At 47.4% G+C, this 16,383-nt stretch carries 11 protein-coding genes; 4 read left to right on the forward strand and 7 right to left on the reverse strand.

Annotated elements, in window-relative coordinates:
- The first annotated feature begins 6 nt into the window (after positions 1-6).
- Genes EZV61_RS14820 through EZV61_RS14835 form a run of 4 tightly spaced genes read left to right on the forward strand, consistent with a single transcriptional unit; the run spans position 7 to position 7,532 of the window.
- Positions 7-1,764, forward strand: coding sequence for a class I SAM-dependent DNA methyltransferase (locus tag EZV61_RS14820; protein WP_131416583.1), 1,758 nt, complete (start codon positions 7-9; stop codon positions 1,762-1,764).
- Positions 1,754-3,133: a restriction endonuclease subunit S gene (locus tag EZV61_RS14825; RefSeq protein ID WP_131416585.1), complete on the forward strand. Its 1,380-nt coding sequence runs from the start codon at positions 1,754-1,756 to the stop codon at positions 3,131-3,133. Before EZV61_RS14820 ends, EZV61_RS14825 begins: the two co-directional genes overlap by 11 nt.
- On the forward strand, positions 3,130-4,371 hold the full coding sequence (locus tag EZV61_RS14830) for an FRG domain-containing protein (RefSeq protein WP_131416587.1): 1,242 nt from the start codon (positions 3,130-3,132) through the stop codon (positions 4,369-4,371). The genes EZV61_RS14825 and EZV61_RS14830 overlap by 4 nt, the downstream gene beginning before the upstream one ends.
- Complete coding sequence (locus EZV61_RS14835) at positions 4,368-7,532, forward strand: type I restriction endonuclease subunit R (RefSeq protein WP_131416589.1); 3,165 nt, start codon at positions 4,368-4,370, stop codon at positions 7,530-7,532. Before EZV61_RS14830 ends, EZV61_RS14835 begins: the two co-directional genes overlap by 4 nt.
- Positions 7,533-7,664: 132 nt before the next feature.
- Here EZV61_RS14835 and gcvP read toward each other — a convergent pair whose 3' ends face one another.
- The 7 genes from gcvP to ubiH form a co-directional block, all read right to left on the reverse strand.
- Positions 7,665-10,550, reverse strand: coding sequence for an aminomethyl-transferring glycine dehydrogenase (gene gcvP / locus EZV61_RS14840; protein WP_131416591.1), 2,886 nt, complete (start codon positions 10,548-10,550; stop codon positions 7,665-7,667).
- Between the two features lie 88 nt (positions 10,551-10,638).
- The gene (gcvH, locus tag EZV61_RS14845) at positions 10,639-11,028 is read right to left on the reverse strand and encodes a glycine cleavage system protein GcvH (RefSeq protein ID WP_130567690.1); all 390 of its coding nucleotides are present in this window, start codon (positions 11,026-11,028) and stop codon (positions 10,639-10,641) included.
- 47 nt (positions 11,029-11,075) lie between these two features.
- The gene (gene gcvT / locus EZV61_RS14850; RefSeq protein ID WP_131416593.1) at positions 11,076-12,170 is read right to left on the reverse strand and encodes a glycine cleavage system aminomethyltransferase GcvT; all 1,095 of its coding nucleotides are present in this window, start codon (positions 12,168-12,170) and stop codon (positions 11,076-11,078) included.
- 235 nt (positions 12,171-12,405) lie between these two features.
- The gene (locus tag EZV61_RS14855) at positions 12,406-12,951 is read right to left on the reverse strand and encodes an acyloxyacyl hydrolase (protein WP_165569628.1); all 546 of its coding nucleotides are present in this window, start codon (positions 12,949-12,951) and stop codon (positions 12,406-12,408) included.
- Between the two features lie 266 nt (positions 12,952-13,217).
- A complete protein-coding gene (locus EZV61_RS14860) occupies positions 13,218-13,763 on the reverse strand; it encodes an acyloxyacyl hydrolase (RefSeq protein ID WP_165569629.1) in 546 nt (181 codons plus the stop codon).
- Positions 13,764-13,936: 173 nt separating this feature from the next.
- Positions 13,937-15,121, reverse strand: a complete 1,185-nt coding sequence (locus tag EZV61_RS14865) for an FAD-dependent oxidoreductase (RefSeq protein ID WP_130567686.1) — start codon at positions 15,119-15,121, stop codon at positions 13,937-13,939.
- A gap of 22 nt (positions 15,122-15,143) precedes the next feature.
- A complete protein-coding gene (gene ubiH / locus EZV61_RS14870) occupies positions 15,144-16,382 on the reverse strand; it encodes a 2-octaprenyl-6-methoxyphenyl hydroxylase (protein WP_130567685.1) in 1,239 nt (412 codons plus the stop codon).
- Between the last annotated feature and the right edge of the window lies 1 nt (position 16,383).

Raw genomic sequence — 16,383 nt, forward strand, 5'->3', positions numbered from 1 at the left:
CCACACATGAATAATGCAGAACAGCAATTTTTAAAAGAACTAGACATTAAACTTTGGTCAGCGGCTGATAAATTACGTAATAACCTTGATGCCGCTAACTATAAGCATGTTGTACTAGGTATCATTTTTTTGAAATATGTATCTGATGCTTTCGAGGAGCGCCAACAAGAGTTACGTCAGTTGTTTACTCAGGACGATAGCGATGACAATATTTATTTCATGCCTCGTGAAGATTATGACTCGGACGAAGAGTACAACGAAGCAGTAAACTCAGAGTTAGAACTGCACGAATACTACCAAGAGAAAAACGTTTTCTGGGTGCCAAAACAGTCACGCTGGGAATTTCTTAAAAGTACAGCGGCGCTGCCTATTGGTACAGAAATTGAGATTCAAGCAGCCGGGCCTAATGACGAAAAAGAAGTTTTTAAACTTAGCTCAATTTCTAAACTCATCGACAATGCATTAGAAGCAATCGAAACCTACAAGATTGATGAAAAGCTGGCCAACCCCAAGCTAAAAGGGGTTCTGCCTCGCATCAGTCGTTATGAGGTAGATAATCACAACCTTACTGAGTTAATCAACCGCTTCTCTGATACTAGCTTCCGTAACCCAGAGTACAACGGCGAAAACCTCGATTTACACAGCAAAGATATTTTGGGTCATGTTTACGAGTACTTCTTGGGCCAATTTGCCCTAGCAGAAGGTAAACAAGGTGGCCAGTATTACACTCCAAAAAGCATCGTTACACTGATCGTTGAAATGCTCCAGCCTTATCAAGGCCGAGTCTATGACCCTGCAATGGGGGCCGGTGGCTTCTTTGTGAGCAATGATAAGTTCATAGAAGCTCATGCCGCTGATAAACATTACAACGCAGCTGAACAGCGCAAACATATTTCTGTTTATGGTCAAGAGAGCAACCCGACTACTTGGAAGTTAGCCGCCATGAACATGGCAATTCGCGGAATCGACTTTAACTTTGGCAAAAAGAATGCTGATACCTTCTTAGATGACCAACACCCCGACCTGCGTGCTGACTTTGTGATGGCCAACCCGCCGTTTAATATCAAAGACTGGTGGCACGCCAAACTGGAGGGCGATACTCGCTGGAAATATGGTACACCGCCGCAAGGTAATGCCAACTACGGCTGGATACAGCACATGCTGCACCACCTTAACGATAACGGCTCAATGGGCTTATTACTCGCTAATGGTTCCATGAGCTCCAATACCAACAACGAAGGTGAAATCCGTAAAGCATTGATTGAGGCTGATCTAGTCGAATGTATGGTTGCTTTGCCAGGGCAACTATTCACCAATACGCAAATCCCTGCCTGTATTTGGTTTTTAACCAAAAACAAAAAAGGCGGTACGTCACCAACACAAAAAGGTAAGCGTGACCGCCGTGGTGAAACCCTGTTTATTGATGCACGTAATCTTGGATTTATGAAAGACCGAGTGCTGCGCGACTTTACCAATGATGATATTGGCAAAATAGCCGATATTTTCCACGCTTGGCAATCTGGAACAGGCTACGAAGACGAAAAAGGCTTTTGCTTTAGCGCCAAACTAGCAGACATGCAAAAGCATGATTATGTATTAACGCCGGGGCGCTACGTCGGCGCAGCCGATGCAGAAGAGGATAGCGAGCCATTCACCGATAAAATGCTGCGATTAACTGCGCAATTGAAATCGCAGTTTGAAGAGTCAGACCGCTTAGAAAAGGCGATTAAGGATAATCTTGCGGGGATTGGTTATGAGTTCTAATTGGCCTCTTAAAAAAATATCAGATGTTGCATATTTTCGGAACAATAAACGTATACCACTGAAAAGCTTAGATAGAGCCAAACGACAAGGTGAATTTCCCTACTATGGGGCATCAGGTGTCGTTGACTATATTGATGATTACATATTTGACGGTTCTTATTTATTAATCTCTGAAGATGGCGAAAACCTTAGAACAAGGAAAACACCAATTGCTTTTCAAGCTCACGGTAAGTTCTGGGTAAATAACCACGCGCACATACTGGAAGAAAAAGAAGAAGGAATCTTAGATTATTTAGAGTACTATTTTTCAACTTTAGACCTTACCCCATACATAACAGGTGCGGTACAGCCTAAGTTAAACAAAGCTAACTTAGATACAATTGAAATACCGATTCCGCCTATAGATGAGCGTAGATCGCTAAACCGAACCCTTAACCATCTTAGAGACAAAATTGCAGTAAACACACAAACCAACCAAACCCTAGAGCAAATCGCCCAAGCATTGTTTAAAAGTTGGTTTGTCGATTTTGATCCGGTCAAAGCCAAGATGGAAACCTTGGCAGCGGGTGGTAGCGCTGACGATGCCGAACTGGCTGCCATGCGTGTTATTTCTGCCAAAACAATTGATGAACTAAATAGTCTAAAAGCCAGCAATCCCGAGGCATTTAACAAACTCGCTCAAACCGCCGCGCTGTTTCCTGCGGCAATGCAAGACTCTGAGCTTGGAGAGATACCTGAGGGCTGGGAGGTTGTAAAAACTGAACAACTTGCCGAAAAGATTGCAATGGGTCCATTTGGTTCCAATATAAAAGTTTCTACTTTTGTCGATAATGGCGTTCCAATTATTAGCGGTCACCACTTAAAAGAAACATTGCTCACAGAAGGTAATCATAATTTTATTTCAACTGGACATGCTAACAAACTGAAAAACTCGTGTGTCCATTCTGAAGATATAGTTTTTACTCATGCTGGGAATATTGGACAAGTGTCCTTAATCCCCGAAAACACAACTTACGATGAATATGTTATATCTCAGCGTCAGTTCTATTTAAGAGTAGATAGAGAAAGAGCATCACCTTATTATCTCGTTTTTTTCTTCAAGTCAAATTACGGCCAGCACGTCTTGCTTTCAAATGCGTCACAAGTTGGAGTCCCATCAATAGCTCGCCCTTCGTCACACTTAAAAAATATAGAGCTGATTAAGCCCACCTTAGAGTTAATGGAAAATTTTGAGAATATTTGTAAATCCTTATTGAATGGTGTGGGCGCCGGCAGAAAGGAGTCTTTAGAGTTAGCTGAATTAAGAGATACTTTACTTCCTAAACTGCTTTCCGGAGAAATCAATTTAATGAGTGAGGTCGTTGCATGACAGCCTCAGCTTTTGATGCCAGTAAAATACCTGTTTGGAATAGCGAACACCCAGAAAAAAGCTTTGATATTCTGCCAGAACAGCCAAGTGGACGAATTCCGGTAACCAAAATTGAACACTGGCGGGACTTTACTTCACTATTGGAAAGCCCTTTTTTTAATCGTATTGATACCCAGTTTATTTTTCGTGGGCAACGTATGTACGACTGGGGAATGACGCCAACTTTAGCACGTATGACGAAAAATGACATCGTAACAGAGGAGCTAGCTAAGCGTCAGTTGGATATGTTCCGTAAGGCAATTCGTGGGCGAATCTCTGATCATTCGTTGTTAGATGATGGGGATGAACGTGAGCACGATGAGCTTTGGTCAATCGGCCAACACCACGGTTTGATGACTCCGTTGCTAGATTGGACCTACTCGCCTTATGTAGCCCTGTTTTTTGCTTTTGCCAAAGAAGACCAGCAAGACGAAAAAGATAATCCTTACCGTGCGGTTTATATTCTCAATAAAAGTTTTATATCAGATGATGAACTTTGCCCGGATATTCGCGTATTTGAGCCGAAAAAAGACGACCATGGCCGCTTGGTGAGCCAAGCTGGGCTGTTTACCTTTTCGCCTTATGACGCCACGATTGAAAACAAGTTAACCGAAGTGTTAACCGATGAAGACTTTCCAGATGACGAACTAAAAACAGCGGCTGAAGGAGAGCAATCAGGCATTCTTGCTAAATATATCTGCAAGGTGTACATCAAAAACGAAGAACAGCAAGAGTGTTTAAAACACCTTAGACGTATGAATGTTCATCACGCCAGTTTATTCCCCGATTTAATTGGCGCGGCTGATTATTGCAACATTTTTATGGCGGAGATTGAGCGTGATAAAGCCTTGCAGCAACAACCAATTGAGCCTGTCCGTGAACCCTTAATTGTTGAAGCTGGGCAGCCAGAACAACCTTCACTGCCATTGGGTCAAAATGCTGGTTCTATTCTCGGATTACTGACGTCCACGCCTGAAAGCCAAGAAGTAGAACCCAGTCGAATTCAGCTAATTGCCGATGAGTTGAATAAGTACCTTTCAAAATCAATGGTAGTGGATTGGCAAGCTCGCGACACGGTGCAAGCCGAAATGAAAAATGCCACCCGCGTATTATTGCGTAAGTATGGTTACCCCGTGAATGCGAGGGATACCATAGTCGAGAATATTTTAGAAGTTGTGGGTGGAGGGAATAACCAATGAACGAAGAGCAATTAGAAAGCATCTGCTTAGACTGGTTTCAAGAGGGTGGTTGGGATGTTTTGCATGGCCCTGATATTGCCCCAGATAGCGACAGCCCACTTCGTAATGACTACGCGCAAGTGGTATTGGATGGTCAACTTAGAACGGCATTTGAAACGATCAATAAACACCTTCCTGCCATACAGATTGAGCATTGCTACGAGCAGTTTAAAGCGATTGTTTTAAAACCTGAAAGTTTGGATTTAATCACCAACAACCGCGCATTTCATCGGTTGTTATTGGAAGGTGTGCCTGTTGAATATAAAAAAGACGATGGCGAGCCAATTGCAGACCATGCTTTTATCATTGATTTCGATAACCTAAACAACAACACCTTTTCAGTTGTCAATCAGTTCACGATTACTGGCACTAAACAGCCACGTCGGCCTGATGTCATTTGTTTTATCAACGGCTTACCGATTGCTGTGCTTGAGCTGAAAAGCCCAAGCGATGAAAATGCCGATATTTGGGATGCCTTTAATCAGCTGCAAACCTATAAAGATGAAGTTTCAGACCTTTTCATTTTCAATGAGGCGTTAGTAGTCAGTGATGGTTACACCGCTCGGGTAGGCTCTCTAACTGCTAACCAAGAGCGTTTTATGCCTTGGCGCACTATTAAAAGTGAAAACGATAAACCGCTACTGGAGTGGCAGCTAGAAACCATGGTTCGTGGTTTTTTTGATCGTGAGTTACTGCTGGATTACATACGATTTTTTGTATTGTTTGAAACAGACGGTGAGACGATCATTAAAAAGATTGCTGGTTATCACCAGTTTCATGCTGTGCGAGAAGCGGTAAAGGCGACAGTCATTGCGGCTCAGCAAATTGATGGCGTAACAGAGAAGCGGGCAACCTATGGTGATGAGGTTGTACCTGGTAGTAAAAAAGCAGGTGTGGTTTGGCACACTCAAGGCAGCGGCAAAAGTATTTCAATGTGTTGCTATGCCGGTATGTTGCTTCAGCAAAAGGCTATGAATAACCCAACGCTGATTGTCGTTACTGACCGCAATGATCTAGATGGTCAGCTCTATGCCACGTTCTGCAACGCAGTTGAGCTCTTGAAGCAAACGCCTGTTCAAGCATCTGACCGAGATGCGTTAAGACAGTTATTAGCTGAAAGAGAATCCGGCGGTATCATTTTTACCACAGTACAAAAGTTTGCCCTGCTTGACGATGAGAAACATCATCCAATTCTCAATGATCGTCACAATATTGTTGTTATCTCAGATGAGGCACACCGAAGCCAATATGGCCTGAAAGCCACTCTAAGTGCGGATGGCCAATATAAGTTTGGTTATGCTAAGCATATGCGCGATGCCCTACCATCTGCTTCTTTTATTGGTTTTACTGGCACACCCATTTCGCAAGAAGACAAAGACACTCGCGCCGTTTTTGGTGGCTATGTGTCCATCTACGACATTCAAGATGCAGTAGATGATGGCGCAACTGTTCCTATTTATTATGAGTCACGCTTGGCAAAGCTTGATTTGAACCACGCTGAAATCGCCGAGTTGTCAGATCAAGTTGATGAAGTGGTCGAGGATGAAGAGGACGTCAGCAACCGTGAGAAAACTAAGGGGGAATGGAGCCGTCTTGAAAAGCTTGTTGGTGCGACTCCTAGATTAAGCCAAGTTGCGGCTGACTTGATCGAGCACTTTGAGACACGCAATGCCACTATGGATGGTAAAGCCATGATAGTGGCCATGAGCCGTGATATCTGTGCGCACCTTTATAATGAGATTGTTGCATTGCGTCCTGAATGGCATTCGGATGATCCTGAAAAAGGCGCCATTAAGATTGTTATGACAGGATCTGCTTCGGATAAGCCACTTCTGCAACCCCATATCTATAACAAAAAAACGAAAAAACGCTTAGAAAAGCGCTTTAAGGATATTAACGATCCACTGAAGTTGGTCATTGTCAGGGATATGTGGTTAACGGGGTTTGATGCGCCTTATTGTCACACCATGTATGTAGATAAGCCGATGAAAGGCCATAACTTGATGCAGGCAATTGCTCGGGTTAACCGTGTGTTTAAAAATAAGCCTGGCGGGCTAGTCGTTGATTACATCGGAATAGCCAATGAACTTAAGCAAGCATTAAAAACCTATACAGACTCTAAAGGTAAAGGCGAGCCAACACTCAATGCAGAAGAAGCGTTTTCAATTCTTTTAGAAAAAATTGATGCTATCCGTGGCATGTTCGGGAAAACTCCAAAATCCGATGGTTTGGACATATCAGGGTATGAAACGCAAGCGCACAAACTCTTGGTGCCTGCCGCTAACTATGTACTCGGCTTAGAGGATGGTAAAAAGCGTTTCTTAGACTTAGTGTTGGCAGCAACAAAATCATACTCACTATGCAGTACTTTGGATGAAGCTAAAGAATTAAGGAAAGAAATCGCCTTTTACTCAGCCATTAAGGCCGCTATTAGCAAGTTTACCAGCGTTGATAAAAAGCGTACTCAGGAAGAAAAGATCTCGGCACTGAAACAGATCCTAGATAACGCAGTGATCGCCGAAGGCGTTGCTGACGTGTTCGCACTTTGTGGCTTGGACAAGCCCAATATTGGTTTGCTATCGGATGAGTTTTTAGAAGACGTGCGACAGATGCCGGAGCGCAACTTGGCCATTGAGTTACTTGAAAAACTACTCAAGGATGACATTAAAGCGAAAACACGTAATAACGTTGTGCAAGAGAAGAAATACGCAGACCGCTTGCAAGAAACGCTTAGAAAGTACAATAATCGCGCCATTGAAACAGCTCAGGTAATTGAAGAACTTATTCAAATGGCCAAAGAGTTTCAGGAAGAAATGATGCGCGAGGCTGAACTGGGGTTAAATCCAGATGAAATCGCGTTTTATGATGCTCTGGCCAACAATGAAAGCGCAGTGCGTGAACTTGGAGATGAGATCCTTAAGAAGATTGCTGTAGAAATTACTGACAAACTCAGGAAGTCAACCACGGTTGACTGGCAGGTTCGTGACAGTGTTCGAGCTAAATTAAAAATACTGGTGCGGCGTACATTGCAGCGTTACAAATATCCACCTGACAAAGCCGCTGAAGCTGTAGAGCTTGTGTTAAAGCAAGCAGAGTCATTATCAAACTCTTGGACTAGCTAGCCAGAAGAGAAAAAGCGAACCTACCGGTTCGCTTTTTCAGTCTAAAACTCAGAAGTTAACCAACTTCATTAAGATAACCATCTTCATTAAATCGTTAACCAACTTAATTAATGATCCTCAAAAAACTAACCCCTACTCATACTCACTCATCGGCACACAAGCGCAGAACAGGTTGCGGTCACCGAACACATCATCGATGCGGTTTACCGATGGCCAGAACTTGTTGGCTTTAACGGCTGCTACCGGATAGACGGCGGTTTTGCGGTCATAGCTGCGCTGCCAGTCGGTTTCGATAATGTCGTATTGGGTGTGCGGCGCATTCACCAGCGGGTTGTCGGCCAGTTGCCACTCGCCCTGCTCTACTTTGCTGATCTCTTCACGAATAGACAGCATCGCTTCGATAAAGCGATCCAGTTCCACTTTCGCTTCTGACTCAGTGGGCTCTACCATCAGCGTGCCTGCTACCGGGAAGCTCATGGTGGGTGCGTGGAAGCCGTAGTCGATTAAGCGCTTGGCCACGTCCATCTCGCTGATGCCGGTGGCCTCTTTGAGTGGGCGCAGATCCAGAATACATTCGTGAGCCACACGGTCGTTCTGGCCAGTATATAAGATCGGGAAGTGCCCTTTCAGCTTGGCCACCAGATAGTTGGCATTGAGGATCGCCACTTCGGTGGCTTTTTTCAGGCCGATACCGCCCATCAGCGCGATGTATACCCATGAGATAGGCAAGATACTGGCGCTGCCAAACGGTGCCGCTGAGACGGCGCTGTTGCTATTGCCCAGGTCAAATTGCGTATGCCCGGCTACAAACGGTGCTAGGTGCTTTTTCACACCGATAGGGCCCATGCCCGGGCCACCACCACCGTGGGGAATACAAAAGGTTTTGTGCAGATTAAGGTGCGATACATCGGCACCGATAAAGCCCGGTGAGGTCACGCCTACCTGTGCGTTCATATTGGCGCCATCCAGATACACCTGACCGCCATGTTCGTGGACGATATCGCAGATCTCTTGAATAGTGTCTTCATAGACGCCGTGGGTAGACGGATAAGTGATCATGATACATGACAGATTCTCGGCCACTTCTGCGGCCTTAGCGCGCAAGTCATCCATATCGACATTGCCCTGCTTGTCGCAGGCAACCACCACCACTTTCATGCTCACCATCTGTGCCGATGCCGGGTTGGTGCCGTGGGCTGAGGCAGGGATCAAGCAGACGTTACGGTGACCTTCGCCACGGCTCTCATGGTATTTGTGGATAGCCAGTAAGCCTGCGTATTCACCCTGCGCACCGGAGTTAGGCTGCATGCAGATAGCATCGTAACCAGTGATATTGACCAACCAGTCAGACAGCTCATCGATCATTTCACGATAACCCACTGCCTGTTCTGGCGGGCAGAATGGGTGCAGTTCACCAAATTCAGGCCAGGTCACTGGGATCATCTCGGCGGTGGCGTTGAGCTTCATGGTGCATGAACCCAGCGAGATCATCGAATGGTTGAGCGACAGATCTTTGTTTTCCAGCCGCTTGATATAGCGCAGCATCTCGGTTTCGCTGTGGTAGCTGTTGAAGACGGGGTGTTGCAGCACTTTGCTGTCGCGGAGCAGTTCCGCCGGAATAGAGTGACTACCTGCGCTGGTCAGTTCGGCGTCGAGTTCCACCACAGAAAGGCCATGGTTATCACCCAGTAAGATAGCGAACAGTTGCTCGATATCTGCACGGATCACGGTTTCGTTTAGGCTGATGCCGACTTTGCCATCCAGATCTAAGCGGAAGTTAACCCCCGCTTGTTGCGCACGTTCAACAATATCGGCCTTGGCTTCGCCTAGATCTAAGGTCAGGGTATCAAACCAGTGGCCATTCACCGGAGTCATCCCTTTCTTGCTTAAGCCCAACGCCAGAATATCGGTATAACGATGGATACGTTCAGCGATGGTTTTCAGCCCTTCAGGGCCATGGTAAACCGCATAAAACGCCGCCATGTTGGCGAGTAACACCTGGGCAGTACAGATGTTGGAATTGGCTTTTTCGCGGCGGATATGTTGCTCGCGGGTTTGCATCGCCATGCGCAGTGCGGTCTTACCGTTGGTGTCTTTCGACACACCGATAATACGCCCCGGTAATGCACGCTTGTATTTATCACGGGTCGCAAAGAAGGCAGCGTGTGGGCCACCATAACCCATAGGCACACCAAAACGCTGGGCGCAGCCCAATACCACGTCGGCACCCAGTTCACCCGGTGATTTCAGTAGCAATAGGCTCATGATATCGGCAGCAACACAGGCGACGCCTTTGCCCGCTTGTACCGCAGCAATCAGCGCGCTGATATCGCTGATATCACCCTGACTGGTGGGATACTGGAACAGTGCACCAAACACATCTTTCTCGGTCACGCTTGCTGCGGGGCCAACTTCCAGCTCAAAACCAAACGCTTCGGCGCGGGTTTGCAGCACGTCGATGGTTTGTGGGTGTACGGAATCAGCCACAAAGAACAGGTTAGATTTGCTCTTACCTGCACGTTTAGCTAATGCCATCGCTTCGGCAGCCGCAGTGGCTTCATCCAGCAGTGAAGCACTGGCCAGCTCCATCCCTGACAGATCCATGCTCAGCTGTTGGAAGTTAAGCAAGGATTCTAATCGCCCCTGGGCGATCTCTGGCTGATAGGGCGTATAGGCCGTGTACCAGCCGGGGTTTTCCATCACGTTGCGCAAGATAACGTTAGGCACTAACGTCGGGTGATAACCCATACCTATGTAGGATTTAGCGATGACGTTCTTGGCGGCCACGTTTTTCAGGTAAGCCAGCACTTCCTGTTCGGTTTTAGTCTCTCCGGTCGCCAGTGGTTGTGGCAAACGGATCGGACCGGGTACCGTCTGGGTCATCAAATCATCAAGCGAACTGGCATCTGTTTGTTCCAGCATCTGCGCTATCTCAGCATCGCTGGGGCCAATATGGCGACGAACAAACATATCTTTTTGTTCCAGTTCATGAAGGGGGCGATTTGAAAGTGACGTCATCTAGGGGCACCTGTCTGAATTACTGCGTCAGGGATAAAAATCAATAAGGCCCCGGCAACCACCGAGGCCTTATCTATTATTCGATTAATTAATCTTCGTCGAGAGTGTTTTGGTAGCTCTCGGCATCCATCAAGGCTTCTAACTCTTCTTCGTCAGAAGGTTTGATGGCAAAGATCCAGCCATCACCGTAGGGGTCGGCATTGATCTTCTCTGGCGCACCTTCCAGCTCTTCGTTCACTGCAACGATCTCGCCGCTGATCGGCGCGTAGATATCGGAAGCAGCTTTCACTGACTCACACACGGCCACATCGTCGCCGGCATCTACTTCATCGCCCACTTCTGGCAGCTCAACAAATACCATGTCACCCAGCAGGCCCTGGGCGTGTTCGGTAATACCTACCACGTAAGTACCGTCATGCTCATTCCGTACCCACTCATGGGTGGCGGCATATTTGAGTTCGCTAGGCACATTGCTCATCAGTTCTTCCTTCTTAAATTCTCTGTTCTTATAACCAATTCAGACGCTTAAACCACAGGCTTACCGTTTCGGACGAAGACCGGGGGAACCAGCTTTACTGTAACCCACTTTTTGCGCATTTCCACCTCAACTGAAGCAACCGTGACCGATGGAATACGCGCCATGGCGATCCCTTTAGTCAGTGTTGGTGAAAATGTACCAGAGGTAATCATCCCCTTATGCTCGGTACCATCTTCGGCAATAACTTTGACAGCTTGTCCGCCACGCAGCACGCCTTTGCTTTCGAGTAGCAAACCGACCAGTTGTTCCGTGCCCTCGGCGGCTTGTTTTGCCAGCACATCACGGGCGATAAAATCACGGTCAGTCGGTTCTAGCGCTACAGTCCAAGCCATGTTCGCAGCCAGTGGTGAGGTTTGCTCATCCATATCCTGACTATATAAGTTCATACCCGCTTCTAAGCGCAAGGTATCACGGGCACCTAAGCCACAAGGCGCAACACCAGCATCCAGCAGTTGTTGCCATAACGCCGCAGCTTGATCTTGTGGTACAACGATTTCGTAACCGGCTTCCCCTGTATACCCTGTGGTGGCGATAAATAGATCACCGGCTTGCACACCAAAGAACGGCTTCATGCCATCAACGGCAGCATTTTGCTCGGCGCTGAATACAGTAGCAGCTTTGGCTTTGGCTTCTGGTCCTTGTACCGCGATCATCGCTAACTCCGGGCGCTCTTTTACTTCAACCGTAAAGGCTTCAGCTTGCTGACGGATCCACGCCAGATCTTTTTCTCGGGTCGCGGAATTCACTACCAGACGGAACCAGTTTTCACCAAGGAAATAGACGATAAGGTCATCAATCACACCGCCTTCCGGGTTACACATCGCGGTGTACAGGGCTTTGCCTTCAACTTTGAGTTTGGCAACGTCGTTAGCTAGCAGATAACGCAGAAAATCGCGGGTGCGAGCGCCGGTCAAATCAACGATGGTCATGTGCGACACATCAAACATACCTGCGGCTCGGCGAACAGCGTGGTGCTCTTCGATCTGTGAACCGTAGTTGATCGGCATTTCCCAGCCATGAAAATCAACCATTTTGGCGTTAGCGGCCAAATGCTTATCGAATAACACAGTTTTCTGCGACATTGCCATGCTCCAACGGGGGGATCTGTTGGTCGCGGATTATACCTGTCGATATTAGTCGGAGAAATAGCTAACTGAGGTCGTTTGACTTTGATTTAGGTCAAAACTGTAAAGTGTTGACGACATTTTGCTGCCAAATGCCAGAATACGTCTCTCCCCCAGCCAGCGGCATAGCAAAAATAGACATAATCAAAGCCTGAGTTATGTCGGCTAACCAAGGCGTTAATTTACCTGAAACTCAGAAACGATAAGCAATATCGATGGCTAATACGTCAATACCTGGGTTGTTCTTATTGGTATCAGCGTTGGATGTGTGTTGATACGTTAAACCTAAATGCCACTGTTCAGAAGGAACGAACACCGCACCGAGAAGAAATGTACACTGCAGTTCACCACCTGCATCGTAGTTTTCAGTTTCATCATCAAAAAGATAGGTTGGAGCAATACCTAGCTTGATATGCACAGGGAAATCCCTTTGCCGGACCTTGAATGTAGGGCCGATCGCCACATGCCAAAAGTCGTCTCCGTCAATATCATACCGTCCACCAGTAAAAGTGATTTCAGTGCTAATACTCCGGTGTTCACCGACTTGCCAAAACCAGGGGGTTGCCAATGACGCATATATGGCAGCCACTTCTTCATCATGGCTGCTACTAAAATCAGCACTACCGTATTTTACGCCCACGCCCACCAATGGAAATTGAGTACGGGTTTCAGCTATTAAAGGAGAGGAATAACAAGCACAGAGACACGCGAACCAGCTCAACCGATGAGCAACCGACATAAAGCAATTCCCTTGTGACAACCAACTAACCTCGTTTAAATAAAATAGCTGACACGTAAAAATGCAAAAAAAGTAATAAGTTAAATAACTAGCCGGTACTGAATAGGTATGCATCGTCAGGAACTGCGATCCAAACAGCCCCGTCACCTAAAACTCAGAGCTGGCGTCCTGACGTGGAGATGAAAAAGGCCGTATGGTAAGTAAAACGTGACGGTGCTAACGCTTAGTTTTATCGTCAGGACAGTAAAAAGAAGTGAATGCTTTATTTAAAAACGATAGGAAACATCAAGCGACAGCACATCGATACCTGGGTTTTCTTTATTGGTGCCGGCATTTGAGGTGTGTTGATAGGTCACGCCAATATCTAACCATTTAACAGGATTGGCAAGCACGGTGAGGTGCGTTGTCATATGCAAAGGGCCGCCTGCATCGAACTCTTCGCTTTCATCATCAAACAGATAAGTAGGTGCGGTACCCAACTTCACCACCACAGGAAAATCTGCATACTGAAAACGTAGATCTACACCAAACATCAAGTAACCAAAATAGTCTTCATCGACCTTATAGCGACCCAATGTCGACTGAACCTCTGTGTCCATGCGTATATTATCACTGACTTGCCAATCCCACGGCGTGCCGAGATTAGCGTAAACGGCCTGATTCTCGATGTCATGGCCATCACTAAAGTCATCAATACCGTATTTCGCACCTAAGCCCAGTAAGGGAAACTCTTCAGTGGTATCCGCTTGCGACATCGGCGCAAATAAAAGACCCATCAAAGCAATAAGCCCGAGTCGGCTACTAGTGACCATTGAGAACATCCAACCCGCTAACCAGTTAAGTTAATGTTAATAAAAACAGCCTACCTAGGATAATTCAAGCAAAAACAGTTGGTTTTAAGGAGAGAAGACGGAATTGTTAGAGTTCAACCACGAAAATCACAAAATGCATTCGGTAATCAATCCCTTGCCTTGATCTATCCAAGCTACGATGTCACACCACGGATCGCCAGTTTCGCCAACAACGATTTGAGCGGCGACAACTCGTCAACTCCGCGCATACCTATGCCTCTGACAAACTTCAATGGTGCAATGTCCAAACTAAATAGACGCTTGATCCCTTCCATTGCAGCTATCATCGCCACGGTTTCAGCTTTGCGCTCACGTTCATAACTGCGTAGATGACGGCGTTGCCCAAAATCTTTATGTTCAGCTTGCAACGCTAACAGGTGAGTCGCCAGAGCACTGGCATCTTTAAAGCCTAAATTAACCCCCTGCCCCGCCAAGGGATGGATGGTGTGAGCAGCATCCCCCATCAACACCACACGATCACAGCTCCAGTCTCGCGCGTAGCGCATGGTTAACGGCAACGCCACGGGTGCATTAAGCGTTTCACAAAGGCCCAGTCGCATATCAAACGCGCTGGCGAGCGCTTTGTTAAACTCGTCAAGAGGCAGTGATGTCAGGCGCTGAGCTTCACTGGGCGGCAGTGACCAGACAATCGAGCTTAAATGCGGATCGGGTAGCGGTAAAAAAGCCAACGGGCCACTGGCAGAAAAGGTCTGGTAAGCCGTGCTTTGGTGAGGCTGTTCGGTTTTCACTGTCGCAACAATGGCATGATGATCATAATCCCAAAAGGTTAACGGCAGCTGTGCTTGTTTACGTAGCCATGAATTAGCGCCATCACCGGCCACGACCAGCGGTGCAGAGATCGGTTCGCCGCTATCAAGCAGTAGCCAGGCATCTCGCTCGCCGACGGTGAGCTTTTCCGGTGCCACCCCATACATTAATTGGATATTAGTGGCGTGGGTTAAACGCTGATGCAAAGCATAACAGAGGTGGCTATTTTCAACGATATGACCAAGATAATCGACGCCCAAGTCATCGCTGTTAAAGCCAATTCTGGCAAAGCTATCTTTTTCCCAAACTGCCATTTCGCGGTATGCAGTTAGACGGCTTTGATCTCGATATTGCCATGCGCCAATACGTTGCAAAAAACTATCGCTGGCATGGTTCAACGCGCTGACACGATGACTGAACTCGCCACTCGGGACAACCGGTGCTTCGCCTTTATCAACCAAGGCCACGCGAAGTTCACTGTCAGCCAGCGCCGCCGCCAAACTTAGGCCGACCATGCCGCCGCCGACAATGATCAAGTCAAAACTGCTCATCTATCATTCCTTAAAATCGTGATCATGTCGGCGAATGGCCAGACAAGAACGAGCGGGCGACTAAGCCCATACCCAGCTCTGCCACTGGTTTCTGTAATGGCGTAATAAACTGTAATGCGGCCAACCCGCTACTTCTGGATAGTGCCAAGACACGAGAGCCGTTGGAAAACAACCGACAAAGACCATCGGTAAACTGAACCACTTGCTGGATATCCGGCTCCCGCTGATCGCGATACTGGCGTAACAGCTCGTAGCCGCCAATATCACTGTTCACCGTTTTGGCTTGCTTAATCAACTCAACCAGACATTGAACATCTCGCATGCCCAAGTTGAACCCTTGCCCGGCAATAGGATGCAGCGCATGGGCAGCATTGCCCAGCACCACGCTGCGATGACGCACAATATGATCCGTACGCATCAGCTGTAATGGGTAACTGTCCCGTTGGCCAACCTTGTTAATTCGACCTAAACGATAACCAGCCACTTGCTGCAACTCAGCGATAAATTGTGTATCACTCAATTGCTGCACTTCGGCAGCGCGCTCTGCTGATAAGCACCACACTAACGAAGTACGGCCACCGCTCATCGGTAGCAGAGCCAGAGGCCCTTGACTGGTAAAGCGCTCAAATGCCCAGCCATTATGAGGCTGCTCACACATCAAGTTAGCAATCACCGCAGTTTGCTCATAAGGATAAAAACTGGCGGTGACCCCTAACTTGTCACGGGTTGTCGACTTCCCGCCATCAGCCACCACCAAGAGTTGACAGTTGAGTCGGTGGCCACTGGCTAAAGTTAACTGGGTGAGTTCCACCGCTGGCGCCACTTCAACCACAGTGTCAGGGGCAAACCACTGCACCTGCGGATGAGAGCTCAGTTTCGCCGTTATGCTCTCGCCAAATGGCTGTACTTCTAATACTTGGCCAAAACAACGGGCGCCGAGTTTTTCCGCATGGAGATTGGCAGCACCAAAATGGCCACGATCCGACACCTGGATATCGGTGATAGGCGCGGCTTTATCGCCCAGCCCCGACCACAACCCCCACCGCTGCAGTTGACCCACGGTATTAGCTGACAACGCCAACGCGCGATGATCAAAAGAGGGATGGTTATCGCTATTCTGTGCGCTGCTTTTTAGCGCGGAGCCGTCCACCAACGCAATAGCCAACTCAGGTACAGCTTGCAGCAGACCCCAAGCAAGGGTTGCCCCCACCATGCCGGCGCCAACAATAACTATATCTACCTGTGTCGTTTGCGCTGACATA

Origin of the sequence: Corallincola luteus (assembly GCF_004336975.1) — a bacterium.
Lineage (GTDB): Bacteria > Pseudomonadota > Gammaproteobacteria > Enterobacterales > Neiellaceae > Corallincola > Corallincola holothuriorum.